The sequence below is a fragment of the Micromonospora matsumotoense genome, from assembly GCF_050951065.1.
Classification (GTDB): Bacteria; Actinomycetota; Actinomycetes; order Mycobacteriales; family Micromonosporaceae; genus Micromonospora; species Micromonospora matsumotoensis.
Map to the genome: position 1 here is coordinate 2,953,171 of NZ_CP192025.1, position 14,486 is coordinate 2,967,656.

Sequence of the window (14,486 nt, forward strand, 5' to 3'; positions counted from 1 at the left end):
ATGCGTACCCGTGACTTCTCCCGAGCCCCCGCGCAGGCCCGTGCCGGCGCCATGTTCATCGGCGGCACCCGTTACGCCAACCCGCTGGTGCTGCTGCGGCTCGCCCCGTCCTGGTTCCGGATGGTCCGCGACCTGCGCCGGATGAAGGGCTACTGCTGGCACACGGTCTACTGGCAGTTCCCGTTGACGCTGGGCACCATCGCGTTCTTCACCGACCGCGACGCGATGCTGCGCTTCGCCCGGACCCGGCACCACCGCCGGCTGATGATCTGGCTGACCGACGGCACCCGCAACGCCACCGCCGGTTTCATCCGCCTCTACACCGCCGCCCCGGACGGCTACTCCAACGGCGCCTGGCGGGCCGAAGGCCCCGAGCTGGGGCACATCGACACCTTCACCCCGCTGGGCACGGAGACGACCGGGCCGGTGGTCCGCCGATGAGCGCGCCCGACCACCGGTTCGAGCGGGTCACCGACCGGCGCGGCCTGCGGAAGTTCCTGGCCTTCGGCGACCGGCTGTACGCCGGCGAGCCGCGCCACGTGCCCGTGCCACGACAGCAGATCCGGCGCTGGTGGCGGGCCGGCGTGCCGCTCTACCTGCTGCGTGACGCCGTCGGCACGGTGGTCGGCCGGACCACCCTGCACACCGACGCGGACTTCGACGCCAAGCTCGGCCGCCGGTGCCAGCTCTTCGGGCTCACCGAGTTCACCGAGCCGGCTGCGCAGCCGCTGTTCGACGCGATCTCGGCACACGCCGACACCGACCGGGACCTGCTGTTCGGCCCGGTGGCGCTGCTGCCCAACCAGGCCGGCGGGGTGATCACCTCCGGGCACGCCGAGCGGGGCTTCATCGACAGCGCCTGGAACCCGCCGTGGTACGCGACCGCCTACGAGGCGTACGGGTTCAGCCGCCGGTTCGAGTCCGACACCTGGATCTGCCCGGTGCCCGTCCCGCCGGAGCCGACCCCACCGGTCGACGTCGACCCGGACGGCGCGCGGATCGCGCTGCACCGGGGCGACGTCCGACGCCTCGACGAGCAGCTCGACCTGCTGCGCGGGATGCTCAACGCCTCCTTCGCCCAGCTCGGCTACTACACGCCGATCTCCGCCGCGCAACTGCGGCGGCAGACCGACGGGCTGGCCTATCTGCTGGACGAGTCGTTGCTGCTCTACCTGACCCGCGACGACCGCCCGGTGGCGTTCGTGCTCTGCGTGCCCGACATCAGCGAGTTCCTGGTCGCCGTCCGGGGAGACCTGCACCTGGTCAACCAGGCGCGGCTGCTGGCCGCCCGCCGCCGGTACCGGCGGGAGGCGGTGCTGATCGTCAAGGGGGTGGTCCCACCGCACCAGGGCCGGGGCTACCAACGACTGCTCGCCGCGCACCTGCACCGCAACCTGCACACCGCCGGATACACCACGTTGCGCAGCACGTACGTGGAGCGGGACAACGCCGCGTCGGCCGCCCAGTACCGGCGGCTCGGCGGTCGCCCGCTGCACGGCTACACCTTCTACGCCAAGGAGCGCTAGGTGGACCTCGACGCGTTCCGCGCGCTCGAACCGTGGTGCTGGCGGGCCCCGAGCGCACACAACACCCAACCCTGGCGGCTGCGCCACGGGCCCGACGCGATCCGGATCGGCTGGGACCCCGCCCGCGCCCTGCCCGCCGCCGACCCCACCGGCCGGGACCTGCGGCTGTCCCTCGGCGCGTTCGTCGAGACCTGCCTGATCGTCGCGGCCGACGCCGGGCTGCGCCTGGAGTACGCCGCCGACCACGACGAACGGCACCGCCGGGTGGGGTGGCTGCGGCCCGCCCCGGACCGCTACCCGACACCGTTTCGCACCACCGACGTGTGGGAACGCCGGACCGACCGGGGCCACCTCGCCGGGGGCGTGGACCAGGACACGCTGGCGGCGGTGGACGCGGTCGCCCGACAGGCAGGCGGCAGCGTACGAGCCGTGCCGGACGCCGGCCGGCTCGGGGCCCTGCTGCGCGCCGCCGACCGCCGGCTCTATGCGGACCCGCCGGTCGTCGCCGAGCTGCGGCGCTGGCTGCGGCTGGACCCGGCGCACCCGGACTACCGCGCCGACGGGCTCACCGACCGGTGCCTCGGGTTGTCCCGCCCCGCCGCCGCCGGGCTGCGGGTCGCGCTGGCCGGATACCCGGCACTGCGCCCGCTGGGCCTGCCGAGGCTGCTCGCCGCCGCCGCTGGTGACCCGCTCGCCCACGGTGGCACCGTGCTCGTGCTGGTCGCCCCGGAACAGCTCGACGAGCCCGGCCAGGTCGACTTCGGTCGGGTGCTGCTGCGCAACTGGCTGGTCCTGCACACGGCGGGGCTGGCGGCACATCCGCTGAGCCAGCTCATCGACGTCCCCGCCACCCGGACGGTGCTCGGCGCGCTGCTCGGCGTCGCGCCGCAGCGCCTGTTGCACGTCGCCCGGGTGGGCCGGCCCACCCGGCCCGCACCCCGGTCGGCCCGCCGGGTCGTCGGCGCGCGGGCCTGACCACGGCACGCTCCGCCCGGTGGCCCGGGTCACTGTCCGGTTGCCGACCGCGCATCCTCGCCGGCCGGCGTACGGTGGCCGCGCCGGCTCGCCGTCGAGGGTGCGCCCGCCGACGCCCGGCCGCACGCCGTCGCCGAGGAGTCCGTCACCACCCGGACCATCGCCGAGTCGCCCATCTCCCCGGCATCCCGCCGCCGGGGATGCCGGCCGGGCGCGGGGCCCGGTCGTCAGGCGGGGCCGGACCGTCGGGGAATGCGACCGCCGACCTGGACGAAGTGGAAGCCCCCGACGACCACCCGGGGGTCGTCGAAGGCCCGGATCGTCGCCGCGAGGTCGGCGTCGGTCAACCCGTGGGCCAGGAGACCGGCGCGCAGTTGCGGGATACCGGCCCGCAGCAGCCGGCAACCCGGATCGCCACCGCGCCAGCGGCCCGTCGTGGTGCGGGACCCGATCTCGACGAGGCCGGCCGCCGCGAAGACCTCGGGCGCCCGCTGCGCCCAGGTGAGGTCGAGGCCGCTGGCGACGAGAGTTGCCGTGTGGGCCGCCAGGTAACGGGTCAACAGGTCGGCGGTCGTCTCGTCCGGCGCCGACGAGACGAAATCTCCGGGCGGGAGCGCGAACTCACCGATGAGCAGCGTGCCGCCGGGTGCCAGGGCGGCCACCATCCGGCGGAGGGCCTCCCCGCGGCGGGGCAGGTGGCCGAGGAGCAGGCGGGCGTGCACCAGGTCGAAGGCGCCCGGCGGCTGGTCGGTGACGATGTCCTGGCGGCGCACGACGAGCCGGGGGTGCGTCGGGATGTGCTGCGGGGCGACGTCGGTGGCGACCACCTCGGCCGCCCGGTCGGCCAGCCACACCGCGATGCTGCCCGCGCCGGCGGCCACCTCGAGGCACCGCCTGCCGGTCAGGTCACCCCACTGCCCGAGCGCGGCCCGGGTCGGCTCGTCCAGCAGGTCGGCCAGCGCGTCGTGGTGCTCGCCCGCCTGGTCGCTCGCATTGTCGAACGCGTAGCCCCTCGTGCTCACCCCACCATCCTGCCGGAAATCCGGGCACCGTTGCGCCCCGGTCCGCGTCCGCGGGCGGGGCCTCGACGCCCCAGCTTCCACTCAGTGAAAGCCCCCGTCCCGGTCCTGGGCGTGGGACGGGATGATTCGGCTCCATCGATGTTCGCCCGGCGGGAGGTCGTTCGGATGGAGTTCGCCCGTGACCAGTGGTATGTGGCGGCCCACGGCGGTGAGGTCGGCCGGGACCTGCTCGCCCGGACGGTGCTCGGCGAACCCCTGGTGCTGTACCGCACCGGAGCCGGGGAGGCGGTGGCGCTCGCCGACCGGTGTGTGCACCGGCGCTACCCGCTGTCGGAGAGCCGGCTCGACGGGGACACGATCGTCTGCGGCTACCACGGCTTCACCTACGACCCGACCGGCACCTGCGTCTTCGTACCCGGTCAGCAGCGGATTCCGCGCACCGCGCGGGTCGCGGCCTACCCCGTGGTGGAACAGGACTCCCTCGTCTGGGTCTGGATCGGCGACCGGGACCGGGCCGACCCGGCCACGATCCCCCGCGCGCCCTGGCTGGCCGACCCCCGGTACGCGGTGGTCCGCGGCATGGCCCCGCTGGACGCGCGGTACGGCCTGCTGGTGGACAACCTGATGGACCTGTCCCACGAGACCTACCTGCACGGCGGCTACATCGGCACACCGGAGGTGGCGAACACCCCGATCACCACCGAGGTGGACGAGGAGCGGGGCATCGTGCACGTCCGCCGGCACATGGACGACGCCGAGTGCCCGCCGTTCTATGCCCGCTCGACCGGCATCCAGGGCCGGATCACCCGCTGGCAGGACATCGAGTACCACCCGCCCTGCCTCTACCTGCTGCACAGCCGGATCGCGCCGCAGGGCGTCCATCCGCCGGTCGACGGGGAGGACAGCGACGCCTTCCACGCCGAGATCGTCTACGCCATCACCCCGTCCACCGCGCACACCACGTACGACTTCTGGGCGGTGGCGCGCGACTTCGCGGTCGACGACGAGTCGGTCAGCGACTACCTGCACCAGAGCAACCACACCGTGGTGATGCAGGACGTGGCGGCGCTCAACATCCTGGAGCGGGTGATCGCGGCCGAGCCGGAGCGGTACCAGGAGTTGAGCATCAACATCGACACCGGTGGGCTGGCCGCCCGGCGGCTGCTGGCCCGGCTGGTCGGGTCGGGGACGGCGGGAGCGCCGCGGTGACCTCCCGGGCCGGCGGGCGCAGCGGCGACCGGGTCTACCGGGTGCACTGGGTGCCGGGCACCGACATCCTGCGCGGGACCTGCCACTGTGGCGCGGAGCGCCTCGCCGACGAGCCGGTGGTGTTGTGGGAGTGGCTGCTCGGCCACCCGCAGGGCCACGCGGCGGCGGCCGTGCCGGCGTCCGGGCCGCCCGGCCGGCTGGCGGTGCCGGCGTGACCGGCGACGGGCTGGCCGGGACGGAGTTGACGGTGGTGGCCCGGGAACAGGTGGCGGCGGAGGTCGTCGCACTCAGCCTGGCCCGCCCCGACGGTGGTGACCTGCCCGGGTGGACCCCGGGCGCGCACGTCGACCTGGCGCTGGGCCCGGGGCTGGTCCGCCAGTACTCCCTCTGCGGCGACCCGGCGGACCGGTCCGTGCTGCGGATCGCGGTGCAGCGTGAACCGGACGGGCGCGGCGGCTCCCGGCGGGCGCACGGGCGGCTCACCGTCGGGGTCACCGTCCGGGTGCACGGGCCCCGCAACACCTTCCCGCTGGTCGCGGCCCGGCGGTACCTCTTCGTGGCCGGCGGCATCGGGATCACCCCGATCCACCCGATGGTCGCCGCGGCCGACGCCGCCGGCGCCGACTGGCGACTGGCGTACGGGGGACGCAGCCGCGCCACCATGGCCTTCGCCACGCCCCTGCGGGAGCGGTACGGCGACCGGGTGCGCCTCTGTCCGCAGGACGAGACCGGGCTGCTCGACCTGGCCGGGTTGCTGGGCCGGCCCGGCGACGGCCTCGTCTACTGCTGCGGCCCGGAATCCCTGGTCCGGGCGGTGGAGGAACACTGTGCCGACTGGCCGCCCGGCCGACTGCACGTCGAGCGGTTCGCCCCTCGGGGCGACACGGGGGAGCCGGAGACGGCGATCGAGGTCGAACTGGCGCTCTCCGGGCGGACGGTGACCGTGCCGCCGGGCATCCCGATCCTGCGGGCGGTGGAGGAGGCCGGGGTGCCGGTCCTGTCGTCCTGTCGGGAGGGCACCTGCGGCACCTGCGAGACCCCGGTGCTCGCCGGGGTGCCGGAGCACCGCGACAGCCTGCTCACCGCGCAGGAGCGGGCCGCCGGGGACACCATGATGATCTGTGTCTCCCGGGCCCGGACGCCGCGGCTCGTCCTGGAGCTGTGACCGGCCGGCGCGGGCGGGGAGGATGGCGGGATGCGTGGGCAACCGGGACGGTCGGTGACCAGCAGGGTGCTGGCGCTGCTCGACGCGTTCAGCCCGGCGAGCCCGGCCCTGACGCTGAGCGAGCTGGCCCGTCGCGCCGGGTTGCCGCTGTCCACCGTGCACCGCAGGGCGGCCGAACTGCTCGCCTGGGGGGCGCTGGAACGCGGCGTCGACGGGCGGTACCGGATCGGCCTGCGGTTGTGGGAGGTGGGTTCGCTGGCACCGCGGGGGCTGGGGTTGCGGGAGGTGGCCCTGCCGGTGATGGAGGACCTGTACGAGGTGACCCACGAGAACGTGCAGCTCGCCGTCCGGCAGGATCTCGAACTCGTCTTCATCGAACGGATCGCCGGGCGGCACGCGGTGCCGGTGCTGACCCGGGTGGGTGGCCGCTTCGCCCTGCACGCCACCGGCGTCGGGCTGGTCCTGCTCGCCCACGCGCCGGTCGGGGTGCAGGAGCGGGTGTTGGCCGCGCCGTTGGAGCGGTACACCGACCTGACCGTCACCGACCCGGGGCGGCTGCGCCGTTGTCTCGCCGAGGTGCGCCGGGCCGGGTACGCGGTCAGCGACCGTCAGGTCACCCTGGACGCGCTGTCGGTGGCCGCGCCGATCCGTGCCCCGGAGGGGGTGGTGGCGGCGCTGTCGTTGGTGGTCGCCCACGACCGGGCGGACCCGGTGGCGCTGGCCCCGCTGGTGCAGGCTGCGGGCCGGGTGCTGTCCCGGGCGCTGGGCGGCGCGCACCGGTGACCACCGGGTGGGCGCGGTCGTGGTGTCAGTCGGGGAAGGCCAGCAGCCGCAGCAGGTGGGCCAGCCGCTCGTGGTCCCGGGGCGTCATGCTGGCCAGCGAGTCGAGCCCCACGGCGCGGACGGCGTCCTGGGCGCGGGCGAACAGGGCCCGCCCGGCCTCGGTGGCGACGAGGACGTTCGCCCGGCGGTCGGCGGGGTCGGCGTGCCGCTCGACCAGGTGGCGCTGCTCCAGCCCGTCGATGAGGGCGACGACCTGGCTGGGGTCGAGGTGCAGGAACTCGGCGAGTTCCCGCTGGGTCGGGCGGGCCTCGTCGGCGGCCAGGGCGAGCACCGAGTAGGAACGGGCCTTCAGGCCGTGCGGGGCGAGGGCGGTGTTCGCCGCCGCGAGCGCGCGCGCGTTGGCGCGGGCCAGCAGGAAGCTCAGGTCGCCGGCGAGCACGCTGTCCCGCAGCCGGTCGCGTCCGGTCGACGGGGTCCGTTCGGCGGGGGCCATGGCGACGATGGTAGCAAGGTTTCTGAATAATTGACATTCTCAACGGTTCGTGCTCAGATCGCATCGACGAAAGGGAGTGCCCATGTCACTGGACGGCAAAGTCGCCATCGTCACCGGGTCCGGACGCGGCCTCGGCCTGGCCTACGCCCGGGAGTTGGCGTGGCGGGGGGCCTCCGTCGTGGTCAACGACATCGACGCGCGCGCCACGGCCGACGCGGTGGCGGCGATCGAGGCGTCCGGCGGTCGGGCCGTCGCGGTGACCGCACCCGTCGGCCCGACCGAGACCGCCAAGGAACTCGTCAGCACGGCGGTCGCGCACTTCGGCCGGCTGGACATCCTCGTCACCAATGCCGGTGTCCTGCGCGACACCGTGTTGTGGAAGATGACCGACGACGACTTCGACACCGTCGTCGACGTGCACCTGCGCGGCACGTTCACCTGCGTGCGCGAGGCGGTGCAGCACATGCGGCAGGCCGGCGGGGGCGGACGGATCATCTGCATCGGTTCACCCACCGGTCAGCGGGGCACCTTCGGCCAGACCAACTACGCGGCGGCCAAGGCCGGCATCGTCGGCATGGTCCGGACCTGGGCGCTGGAGTTGAAGCGGGCCGGCATCACCGCCAACACCGTCGTCCCGGTCGCCGCCACCGCGATGACCGCCACCGTCCCCTACTTCGCCGCAGCGGTGCGGGCCGAGGCGGACGGCGAACCGATGCCCGCGTTCTTCCGGCACGACCTCGGGTTCGGCACCGCCGCCGACGTGGCCGGTCTGGTCGCGTTCCTCGCCTCCGACGCGGCGGCCCGGGTGACCGGGCAGGTGCTCGGGGTGGGGGGTGACCGCCTCCAGATCTGGACCCACCCGGAGGCGGCGTTGACCGCGTACCGCGAGGGCGGCTGGACCTACGACGCGCTGCTGGAGGCATGGCCGACGACGTTCGACGGGGCCGCGCAGAGCGTCGGTGAGCGCTTCCCGGAACTCCCCGCCCGGTTCCAGCCGGCGAACCCCTGACCCGGCCGACCGGCACCTGATCGACGAGACCGTCCGCCCGACCCGCCGGATCGGACCCGCCTGACGGAGGCTGCCACCCCATGTACCGGCCCGCGATCGACCTCGATGCCGTCACCGCGATCGACATGCACGTGCACATCGAGGTCGACGACCACGGTCACGCCTCGCTGCCCGCACCGCTGGTGGCGGCCGTGTCGAAGTACTTCCGGACGGATGGTCCCCGGCCCGCCGTCGACGCGGTGGCGCGCTACTACCGCGAGCGCGACATGGCCGCCGTCGTCTTCACCGTGGACGCGGGCACCCAACTGAAGCACCCGCCGCTGTCCAGCGTCGACATCGCCCGCGCCGCGGCCGACCACGCCGACGTCCTCATCCCCTTCGGGTCGGTCGACCCACGCACCGGCGGGGCGGCCCTCGACCTGGCCGCCCGGCTGATCGAGCAGGAGGGGGTACGCGGCTTCAAGTTCCACCCCACCGTGCAGGGCTTCGACCCCAGCCACGACGAGTACGCGCCGCTGTGGGCCCTGATCGCGCGGGCCGGGCTCCCGGTGATCTTCCACACCGGGCAGACCGGCATCGGCGCGGGCCTGCCGGGCGGCTACGGCCTGCGGCTCGGCCTGTCCAACCCGATGCTGCTCGACCCGGTCGCGGCCGACTTCCCCGACCTGCAGATCGTCATGGCCCACCCGTCGGTGCCCTGGCAGGACGAGGCGCTGTCGGTGGCCACGCACAAGCCCAACACCTGGATCGACCTGTCCGGCTGGAGCCCGAAGTACTTCCGGGCCGAGCTGGTGCGCCACGCCAACTCCGTGCTCAAGCGCCGGGTGCTCTTCGGCACCGACTACCCCCTGCTCACCCCCGAGCGGTGGCTGCGCGACGTGGCGGCCACGGACCTCAGACCGGACGTGCTCCCGGGGATCCTCAAGGACAACGCGGTCCGGCTGCTGGGCCTCGCCCGGGAACGACGAGAGGAAGCGCCATGACGACGACCATCACCTACGAGCAACTCGCCGACCTCGCCGGCACCGATCTGGGACACACCGGATACCGGACGGTCACCCAGGACCAGGTGAACCTGTTCGCCGACGCCACGGACGACCACCAGTGGATCCACGTCGATCCGGAACGGGCGAAGGCCGGCCCGTTCGGCGCGCCGGTCGCGCACGGCTTCCTCACCCTGTCCCTGGCGGTGCCGTTCTGGACCGAGCTGCTGGAGGTCAAGGGCGTGTCCACCAAGGTGAACTACGGCCTCGACCGGGTGCGGTTCCCCGCGCCGGTGGTGGTCGGAGCGCGGGTGCGGATGCGGGCCACCGTCGCCGAGGTGGTCGAGGTCCGGGGCGGCTACCAGCTCACCGTCGACCAGACCATCGAGATCGAGGGGGCGGCCAAGCCGGCGGTCGTCGCGCGCGGGTTGTACCGCTTCCACGCCTGAGCCGGGCCGGGTGGCCCACCACCACCCCCACCACCAGGAGACTGCTGATGCACCAGCACGGAATCGGCGCCTGGGTGGCCCGGCGTCGGCTCAGGTCCCCGGACAAGATCGCCCTCATCCACGGCGCGGGCGCGACCGTGACGTACGCGCAGTTCGCCGACGCCGTGGACCGGGTGTCGGCGGTGCTGCGGGAGCACGGGGTCGGGGCCGGCGACACCGTCGCCTACCTGGGTGAGAACAGTCCGGAGTTCCTTCAGGTGATGTTCGGGGCGGCACAGGTCGGTGCCGTCTTCGTGCCGGTGAACACCCGGCTCGCACCCCCCGAGGTCGGCTACGTCCTGGCGGACTGCGCCGCCCGGGTGCTGATCCACGACCCGGACTTCGCGACGCCGGTGGCCACCGCCCTGCCGGCCGCCCGGCCCCCGCACGTCGTCGTCACCGGCGAGGGCACCCCGGACCGGCCGGGGCTGGCCCACCTGACCCGGACCGTCGAGCCCGGGTGCACCGGTCAGGTCGACATCGGCCCGCAGGACCCGGCGGCGATCGTCTACACCTCGGGCACGACCGGCCGGGCCAAGGGTGCCGTGCTGACCCACGGCAACCTCACCTGGGTCGCCCTCAACTGTGTGGTCGACTACGACGTCGTCTCGACCGACGTGGCGCTGATGATCTCGCCGCTGTTCCACGTCGCCTCGCTGGGGATGGGGGCGCTGCCCGTCATCCTCAAGGGCGCCACGATGGTCGTCGAGAAGGGCTTCGAGCCGGGTCGGGCGCTCGCCCAGATCGCCCGGCACAGGGTCACCATGCTCAGCGGCGTGCCGACCACGTACCAGTTGATGGCCGACCATCCCGACTGGCCCTCGACCGACCTGTCGACCCTGGCGAAGCTCACCTGCGGCGGCTCCGCGGTGCCGGCCCGCATCCTGCACGCGTACGAGGAACGGGGTCTGTCGTTCTCCCAGGGGTACGGCATGACCGAGGCGGCGCCGGGGGCGACCGCGCTGCCCCCGGCGATGACGAGGGCCAAGCAGGGCAGCGTCGGTCTGCCGCACTTCTTCACCGACGTGCGGATCACCGACCCGGCCGGGGTGGTGCTGCCGGCCGGCGAGATCGGTCAGATCGAGGTGGCCGGGCCCAACGTCTTCCCCGGCTACCACGGGCTGCCGGCGGCGACCGCCGAGGCGTTCACGGCCGACGGGTGGTTCCGTTCCGGCGACCTGGGGCACCTGGACGCCGACGGCTACCTCTACGTCTCCGGCCGGCTCAAGGACATGATCATCTCGGGCGGTGAGAACATCTACCCGGCCGAACTCGAACTGCTGCTCGGCGAGATCGACGGAGTCGTCTCGGCAGCCGTGATCGGGGTGCCCGACGACCGCTGGGGTGAGGTGCCGTGGGCGATCGTGACCGTACGGGAGGGGGCGGCCGTGGACACCGACGCCGTGCGGGCACACCTGGACGGCAGGATCGCCCGCTACAAGCTGCCCAAGAACGTGGTCATCGTGGACGAGTTGCCGCGGACCGCGTCGGGGAAGGTGCGGAAGGCCGAGTTGCGGGCGCGTTTCGCCCGCTGACCGTGGGCCGGGCCGCGACGAGCGCGGCGAACTCCGCCGTGGACGCCTCGGCCAGCCTCCGGTGTGCCTGACGGTAGGTCTCCGCCGACCGGGCGGCCGGCCACTGCGCGTCCATGAACTCGGCCGGCAGCCTCGGGTCGGCCCGCAACAGCGCGAGCCAGTCCGCCACCAGCATCGTCCGCACGGTCAGGGCGCTCGCCGCCGTCGGCGTGGCCGGCTCGGCCCACTCCTCGATGAACGCGAGGTGCTCGCGCCGGATCGCCTCGATGTCCCACGCGGCGCGGACGCTCTCGCCGATCGGGAAGCCGGCGAGTTCACGGGCGTGGAAGGCGACCACGGCGTGCGGCGCGAGGTCCTGCCGCAGCGGCTCCAACGACCCGGCCAGGTCGACCTCGCCGGGTGCCAGCCAGAGCCCGTCGCGGATCGGCGCGAAGCCCTCCCAGGTGAGGGTGGAGCGCAGCCGGTGCCGCAGCGTCCGCTGCCCCTCCGGGATGGAGAAGGTGACCAGGGTCCACCCGCTGCCCTGCGGGTCGAACGGCCTCGGCCCGCGTACCCGGTACGTCGCCTCACGCAGCACCGCCGCCCCGTGCTCGGTCAGCGAGAACAGGGTCTCCCGGCCGCTGCGGCCCCGGGCGAGGACGCCGCTGCGGACGAGCCGGTCGAGGGTGGCCCGGGTCGCCGGGGCGGCCACCCCCGCACCCTCCAGCACGGTGATCAGCACACTCGCCCGGATCGGCCCGGTGTCGCCGTCGACGACGTGCTCGCCGAAGAAGGCCAGCACCAGTTGCTTCGGCTGACGCCTACCCACAGTCATCCCCTCCGACGGGTGTGTCGCCCGGCGCGGGCCGCGCGGCCACATTCTGCCCGCGCTTGGCCCGCTGGATCTCGCCGTAGACGTGCGTGCGCAGGTGGGTGAAGCGGGGCAGGGCGCGGGTGCTGATCTGGTCGCGTTCCGCCGGCAGATCGATCGCGAGATCCTCCCGGACCCGGGTCGGCGACTGGGACAACACCAGGACCCGCTGGCCGAGGTAGACCGACTCGTCGATGTCGTGGGTGACGAACAGGACCGAGATCCGGCGACGGGCGTGCAGCTCACGGACCAGGTCCTCCAGGTCGGCCCGGGTCTGCGCGTCCACCGCGGCGAACGGCTCGTCCATGATCAGCACCTCGGGCTGGTAGGCGAGGGCCCGGGCGATCGCCACCCGCTGCTGCATCCCACCGGAGAGCTGCCAGGGGTGGCTGCGGGCGGCGTGCGCCAGGCCCACCGCGTCAAGCGCGTCGGCGACCAGGGTGTCCCGGTCGGCGCGGGAGAGCTTCTTGTGCCGCAGCGGAAGCTCGACGTTGCCGCGTACCGTCAGCCACGGGTAGAGGCTGCGGCCGTACTCCTGGAACACCACGGCCATGGCGGGGCTGGGTCCGGTCACCGGCGCGCCGTGCATCTCGACCACGCCGCTGGTGGGGCGCAGCAGGCCGGCGAGGCACTTCAGCAGGGTGGTCTTGCCGCACCCGGACGGTCCGACGATGCAGACGAGTTCGCCGGCGTCCATCGTGAAGCTGAGGTCCCCGATCGCCTCGACGTCGCCCGTGGGGGACTCGTAGACCTTGCGTAGCTGCTCCACCCGCAGCAGGGTGCCCCGATCAGGCACGGTTGACCTCCCTGATTCCGTGGTACCAGCGCAGGACGCGCCGTTCGACGAGGCCGAAGGCGACGGCGAGGAAGACGCCGACGAGGCCGAGCAGCAGAATGCCGCTCCACATCTCGGCGATGAGGTAGTTGCGTTGGAAGTAGGCGATCCGGTAGCCGAGCCCGGACGACGAGGCGAACATCTCGGAGATGACCATCAGGATGAGCGCGACCGAGAGGGCCTGCCGGACCCCGGCCATGATCCGGGGGCTGGCGGCGGGGAGCACCAGGAACCACAGCCGCTCCCACCAGGTGACCCGGAACGACCGCGCGGTCTCCGTCATCACGCTGTCCGTGGACCGGACCCCCTCGATCGTGTTGAGCAGGATCGGCCAGACCGCGCCGGAGACGATCACCACGACCTTCATGGTGTCGGTGATGCCGAGCAGGATCATCATCACCGGGATCAGCACCGGCGGCGGGACGGCCCGGAGGAACTCCAGCAGCGGTTCGAGGAGTTCCCGCAGCCACGGGGTCAGGCCGATGACGGTGCCGGCGGCGATGCCGACCACGATCGACGCGGCGGCACCGAGACCGAGGCGGGCGAGGCTCGGCAGCACGTCCTCGACGAACGCGGGCCCGACCCAGGTGTCGACGAAGGCGTCGGCGATGGTGACCGGGTCGGGGAAGAACCGGCTCGTCGCCCTGGTCGCCACCAGGGCCCAGACCACCAGTAGCAGCATCGGCAGCCCGAGCGCGTGCCGCCCGGCCGCCGCGATGCGGGAGCCGACCCCACGGCGGCGCGGCGCGGCGGCGATCCGACCGGGGTACGCGGTCACGGCGTCTGCTCCCCTCGTACCGACTGGTGCCAGGACAGCGTCCGGCGTTCGACGAACCGGAAGACGAGGTTGACCACCAGCCCGAGCAGGCCGGTGACCACCACGAGGGCGTACAGGCCGACGGCGTCCCCGGCGGACCGGGACAGCTCGATCATGCGGCCGAGACCCGGGTTGCCGATCACCATCTCCGCGGTGATGGCCAGGACCAGCGCCACCGCCGCCGCGAGCCGCAGACCGGTCATCAGGTACGGCAGGGTGGTCGGCAGGACCAGCTGCGTCCACTGCTCCCGGCGGCGCAGGCCGAAGCTGAGCGCGGTGTCCCGGGCGACCGTGTCGACGTCGGCCACCCCGTAGATCACCTGCACGAACACCTGCCAGAACGACGCGTAGACGATGATCACCAGGGCGGCCTGCCGCTGGATGCCGAACATCAGCACGGCGAGCGGGATGAGGGCCACCGACGGGATGGGGCGCAGGAACTCCACCATCGTGTGGGTCGCCCGCCGCAGGAACGGCACCAGGCCGACGACCGTGCCGAGCCCGACCGCGGCGACCGTCGCCACCGTCAGACCGATCGCCCAGGACGTCATGGTGCTGCCCAGTCGCCGCCAGAACGCCAGGTCGACGAGCTGCTCGGCCAGCCGCGCCAGCACGTCCGTCACGTACGGCAGGTACTGCGGGTCGATCAGGCCCAGCGTGGGGACGGTCTGCCAGACGGCGAGGAACCCGGCCAGGCCGACGACGCCCAGCAGCGCCCTGCGTACCGCGCGCAGGCGTCGGGTGGGGGACGGGCGCATGTCACCTCCGTGGTGGCGTGGGCGCGACGCCGCCTTCC

At 73.6% G+C, this 14,486-nt stretch carries 17 protein-coding genes; 11 read left to right on the forward strand and 6 right to left on the reverse strand.

Going from position 1 to position 14,486, the window contains the following annotated elements; genetic code table 11:
* The 3 genes from ACQP1S_RS13005 to ACQP1S_RS13015 are packed head-to-tail and all read left to right on the forward strand — an operon-like array spanning position 1 to position 2,501.
* On the forward strand, positions 1–441 hold the full coding sequence (locus ACQP1S_RS13005; protein ID WP_432906616.1) for a DUF4188 domain-containing protein: 441 nt from the start codon (positions 1–3) through the stop codon (positions 439–441).
* Complete coding sequence (locus ACQP1S_RS13010) at positions 438–1,526, forward strand: GNAT family N-acetyltransferase (RefSeq protein WP_432906618.1); 1,089 nt, start codon at positions 438–440, stop codon at positions 1,524–1,526. Before ACQP1S_RS13005 ends, ACQP1S_RS13010 begins: the two co-directional genes overlap by 4 nt.
* The gene (locus tag ACQP1S_RS13015; RefSeq protein WP_432906620.1) at positions 1,527–2,501 is read left to right on the forward strand and encodes a nitroreductase; all 975 of its coding nucleotides are present in this window, start codon (positions 1,527–1,529) and stop codon (positions 2,499–2,501) included.
* A gap of 227 nt (positions 2,502–2,728) precedes the next feature.
* Here ACQP1S_RS13015 and ACQP1S_RS13020 read toward each other — a convergent pair whose 3' ends face one another.
* A complete protein-coding gene (locus ACQP1S_RS13020; protein WP_432906621.1) occupies positions 2,729–3,523 on the reverse strand; it encodes a class I SAM-dependent methyltransferase in 795 nt (264 codons plus the stop codon).
* 165 nt (positions 3,524–3,688) lie between these two features.
* On the opposite strand from ACQP1S_RS13020, the gene ACQP1S_RS13025 reads away from it, so the two are divergent.
* Genes ACQP1S_RS13025 through ACQP1S_RS13040 form a run of 4 tightly spaced genes read left to right on the forward strand, consistent with a single transcriptional unit; the run spans position 3,689 to position 6,680 of the window.
* Positions 3,689–4,732 carry a Rieske 2Fe-2S domain-containing protein gene (locus tag ACQP1S_RS13025; protein ID WP_432906623.1) on the forward strand — a complete coding sequence of 348 codons (1,044 nt, stop codon included), beginning with the start codon at positions 3,689–3,691 and terminating at the stop codon, positions 4,730–4,732.
* Positions 4,729–4,947: a hypothetical protein gene (locus ACQP1S_RS13030; protein WP_432906625.1), complete on the forward strand. Its 219-nt coding sequence runs from the start codon at positions 4,729–4,731 to the stop codon at positions 4,945–4,947. Before ACQP1S_RS13025 ends, ACQP1S_RS13030 begins: the two co-directional genes overlap by 4 nt.
* Positions 4,944–5,897, forward strand: a complete 954-nt coding sequence (locus ACQP1S_RS13035; RefSeq protein ID WP_432906626.1) for a PDR/VanB family oxidoreductase — start codon at positions 4,944–4,946, stop codon at positions 5,895–5,897. The genes ACQP1S_RS13030 and ACQP1S_RS13035 overlap by 4 nt, the downstream gene beginning before the upstream one ends.
* A 54-nt stretch (positions 5,898–5,951) precedes the next feature.
* On the forward strand, positions 5,952–6,680 hold the full coding sequence (locus ACQP1S_RS13040; RefSeq protein ID WP_363670065.1) for an IclR family transcriptional regulator: 729 nt from the start codon (positions 5,952–5,954) through the stop codon (positions 6,678–6,680).
* 25 nt (positions 6,681–6,705) lie between these two features.
* Here ACQP1S_RS13040 and ACQP1S_RS13045 read toward each other — a convergent pair whose 3' ends face one another.
* A complete protein-coding gene (locus tag ACQP1S_RS13045; RefSeq protein WP_432906629.1) occupies positions 6,706–7,173 on the reverse strand; it encodes a MarR family winged helix-turn-helix transcriptional regulator in 468 nt (155 codons plus the stop codon).
* An 82-nt stretch (positions 7,174–7,255) separates the two neighbouring features.
* Between ACQP1S_RS13045 and ACQP1S_RS13050 the strand changes: the two genes are divergently transcribed.
* From ACQP1S_RS13050 to ACQP1S_RS13065, 4 genes are all read left to right on the forward strand, one after another.
* Positions 7,256–8,182, forward strand: a complete 927-nt coding sequence (locus ACQP1S_RS13050) for an SDR family oxidoreductase (protein ID WP_432906631.1) — start codon at positions 7,256–7,258, stop codon at positions 8,180–8,182.
* Positions 8,183–8,262: 80 nt separating this feature from the next.
* Positions 8,263–9,165, forward strand: coding sequence for an amidohydrolase family protein (locus tag ACQP1S_RS13055; RefSeq protein ID WP_432906633.1), 903 nt, complete (start codon positions 8,263–8,265; stop codon positions 9,163–9,165).
* Complete coding sequence (locus tag ACQP1S_RS13060) at positions 9,162–9,614, forward strand: MaoC family dehydratase (RefSeq protein WP_432906635.1); 453 nt, start codon at positions 9,162–9,164, stop codon at positions 9,612–9,614. Before ACQP1S_RS13055 ends, ACQP1S_RS13060 begins: the two co-directional genes overlap by 4 nt.
* Before the next feature lie 47 nt (positions 9,615–9,661).
* Positions 9,662–11,188 (forward strand): acyl-CoA synthetase, encoded by a 1,527-nt coding sequence (locus ACQP1S_RS13065; RefSeq protein WP_432906636.1) that lies wholly within the window; start codon positions 9,662–9,664, stop codon positions 11,186–11,188.
* Here the strand turns inward: ACQP1S_RS13065 and ACQP1S_RS13070 are convergent.
* Genes ACQP1S_RS13070 through ACQP1S_RS13085 form a run of 4 tightly spaced genes read right to left on the reverse strand, consistent with a single transcriptional unit; the run spans position 11,112 to position 14,448 of the window.
* Complete coding sequence (locus tag ACQP1S_RS13070) at positions 11,112–12,002, reverse strand: PaaX family transcriptional regulator (RefSeq protein WP_432906638.1); 891 nt, start codon at positions 12,000–12,002, stop codon at positions 11,112–11,114. The two genes, ACQP1S_RS13065 and ACQP1S_RS13070, sit on opposite strands and share 77 nt — an antisense overlap.
* Complete coding sequence (locus tag ACQP1S_RS13075; protein ID WP_432906640.1) at positions 11,989–12,834, reverse strand: ABC transporter ATP-binding protein; 846 nt, start codon at positions 12,832–12,834, stop codon at positions 11,989–11,991. Before ACQP1S_RS13075 ends, ACQP1S_RS13070 begins: the two co-directional genes overlap by 14 nt.
* Entirely contained in the window at positions 12,827–13,651 is an 825-nt protein-coding gene (locus ACQP1S_RS13080) for an ABC transporter permease (RefSeq protein ID WP_432906642.1), read from the reverse strand. The genes ACQP1S_RS13075 and ACQP1S_RS13080 overlap by 8 nt, the downstream gene beginning before the upstream one ends.
* Entirely contained in the window at positions 13,648–14,448 is an 801-nt protein-coding gene (locus ACQP1S_RS13085) for an ABC transporter permease (RefSeq protein ID WP_432906644.1), read from the reverse strand. The genes ACQP1S_RS13080 and ACQP1S_RS13085 overlap by 4 nt, the downstream gene beginning before the upstream one ends.
* Positions 14,449–14,486 lie beyond the last annotated feature (38 nt).

Excerpts from the sequence above, each read along its gene's own strand:
- ACQP1S_RS13005 (WP_432906616.1), top strand. The coding sequence starts at position 1 with ATGCGTACCCGTGACTTCTCCCGAGCCCCCGCGCAGGCCCGTGCCGGC.
- ACQP1S_RS13010 (WP_432906618.1), top strand. The coding sequence starts at position 438 with ATGAGCGCGCCCGACCACCGGTTCGAGCGGGTCACCGACCGGCGCGGC.
- ACQP1S_RS13025 (WP_432906623.1), top strand. The coding sequence starts at position 3,689 with ATGGAGTTCGCCCGTGACCAGTGGTATGTGGCGGCCCACGGCGGTGAG.
- ACQP1S_RS13045 (WP_432906629.1), bottom strand. The coding sequence starts at position 7,173 with ATGGCCCCCGCCGAACGGACCCCGTCGACCGGACGCGACCGGCTGCGG.
- ACQP1S_RS13050 (WP_432906631.1), top strand. The coding sequence starts at position 7,256 with ATGTCACTGGACGGCAAAGTCGCCATCGTCACCGGGTCCGGACGCGGC.
- ACQP1S_RS13055 (WP_432906633.1), top strand. The coding sequence starts at position 8,263 with ATGTACCGGCCCGCGATCGACCTCGATGCCGTCACCGCGATCGACATG.
- ACQP1S_RS13060 (WP_432906635.1), top strand. The coding sequence starts at position 9,162 with ATGACGACGACCATCACCTACGAGCAACTCGCCGACCTCGCCGGCACC.
- ACQP1S_RS13065 (WP_432906636.1), top strand. The coding sequence starts at position 9,662 with ATGCACCAGCACGGAATCGGCGCCTGGGTGGCCCGGCGTCGGCTCAGG.
- ACQP1S_RS13070 (WP_432906638.1), bottom strand. The coding sequence starts at position 12,002 with ATGACTGTGGGTAGGCGTCAGCCGAAGCAACTGGTGCTGGCCTTCTTC.
- ACQP1S_RS13085 (WP_432906644.1), bottom strand. The coding sequence starts at position 14,448 with ATGCGCCCGTCCCCCACCCGACGCCTGCGCGCGGTACGCAGGGCGCTG.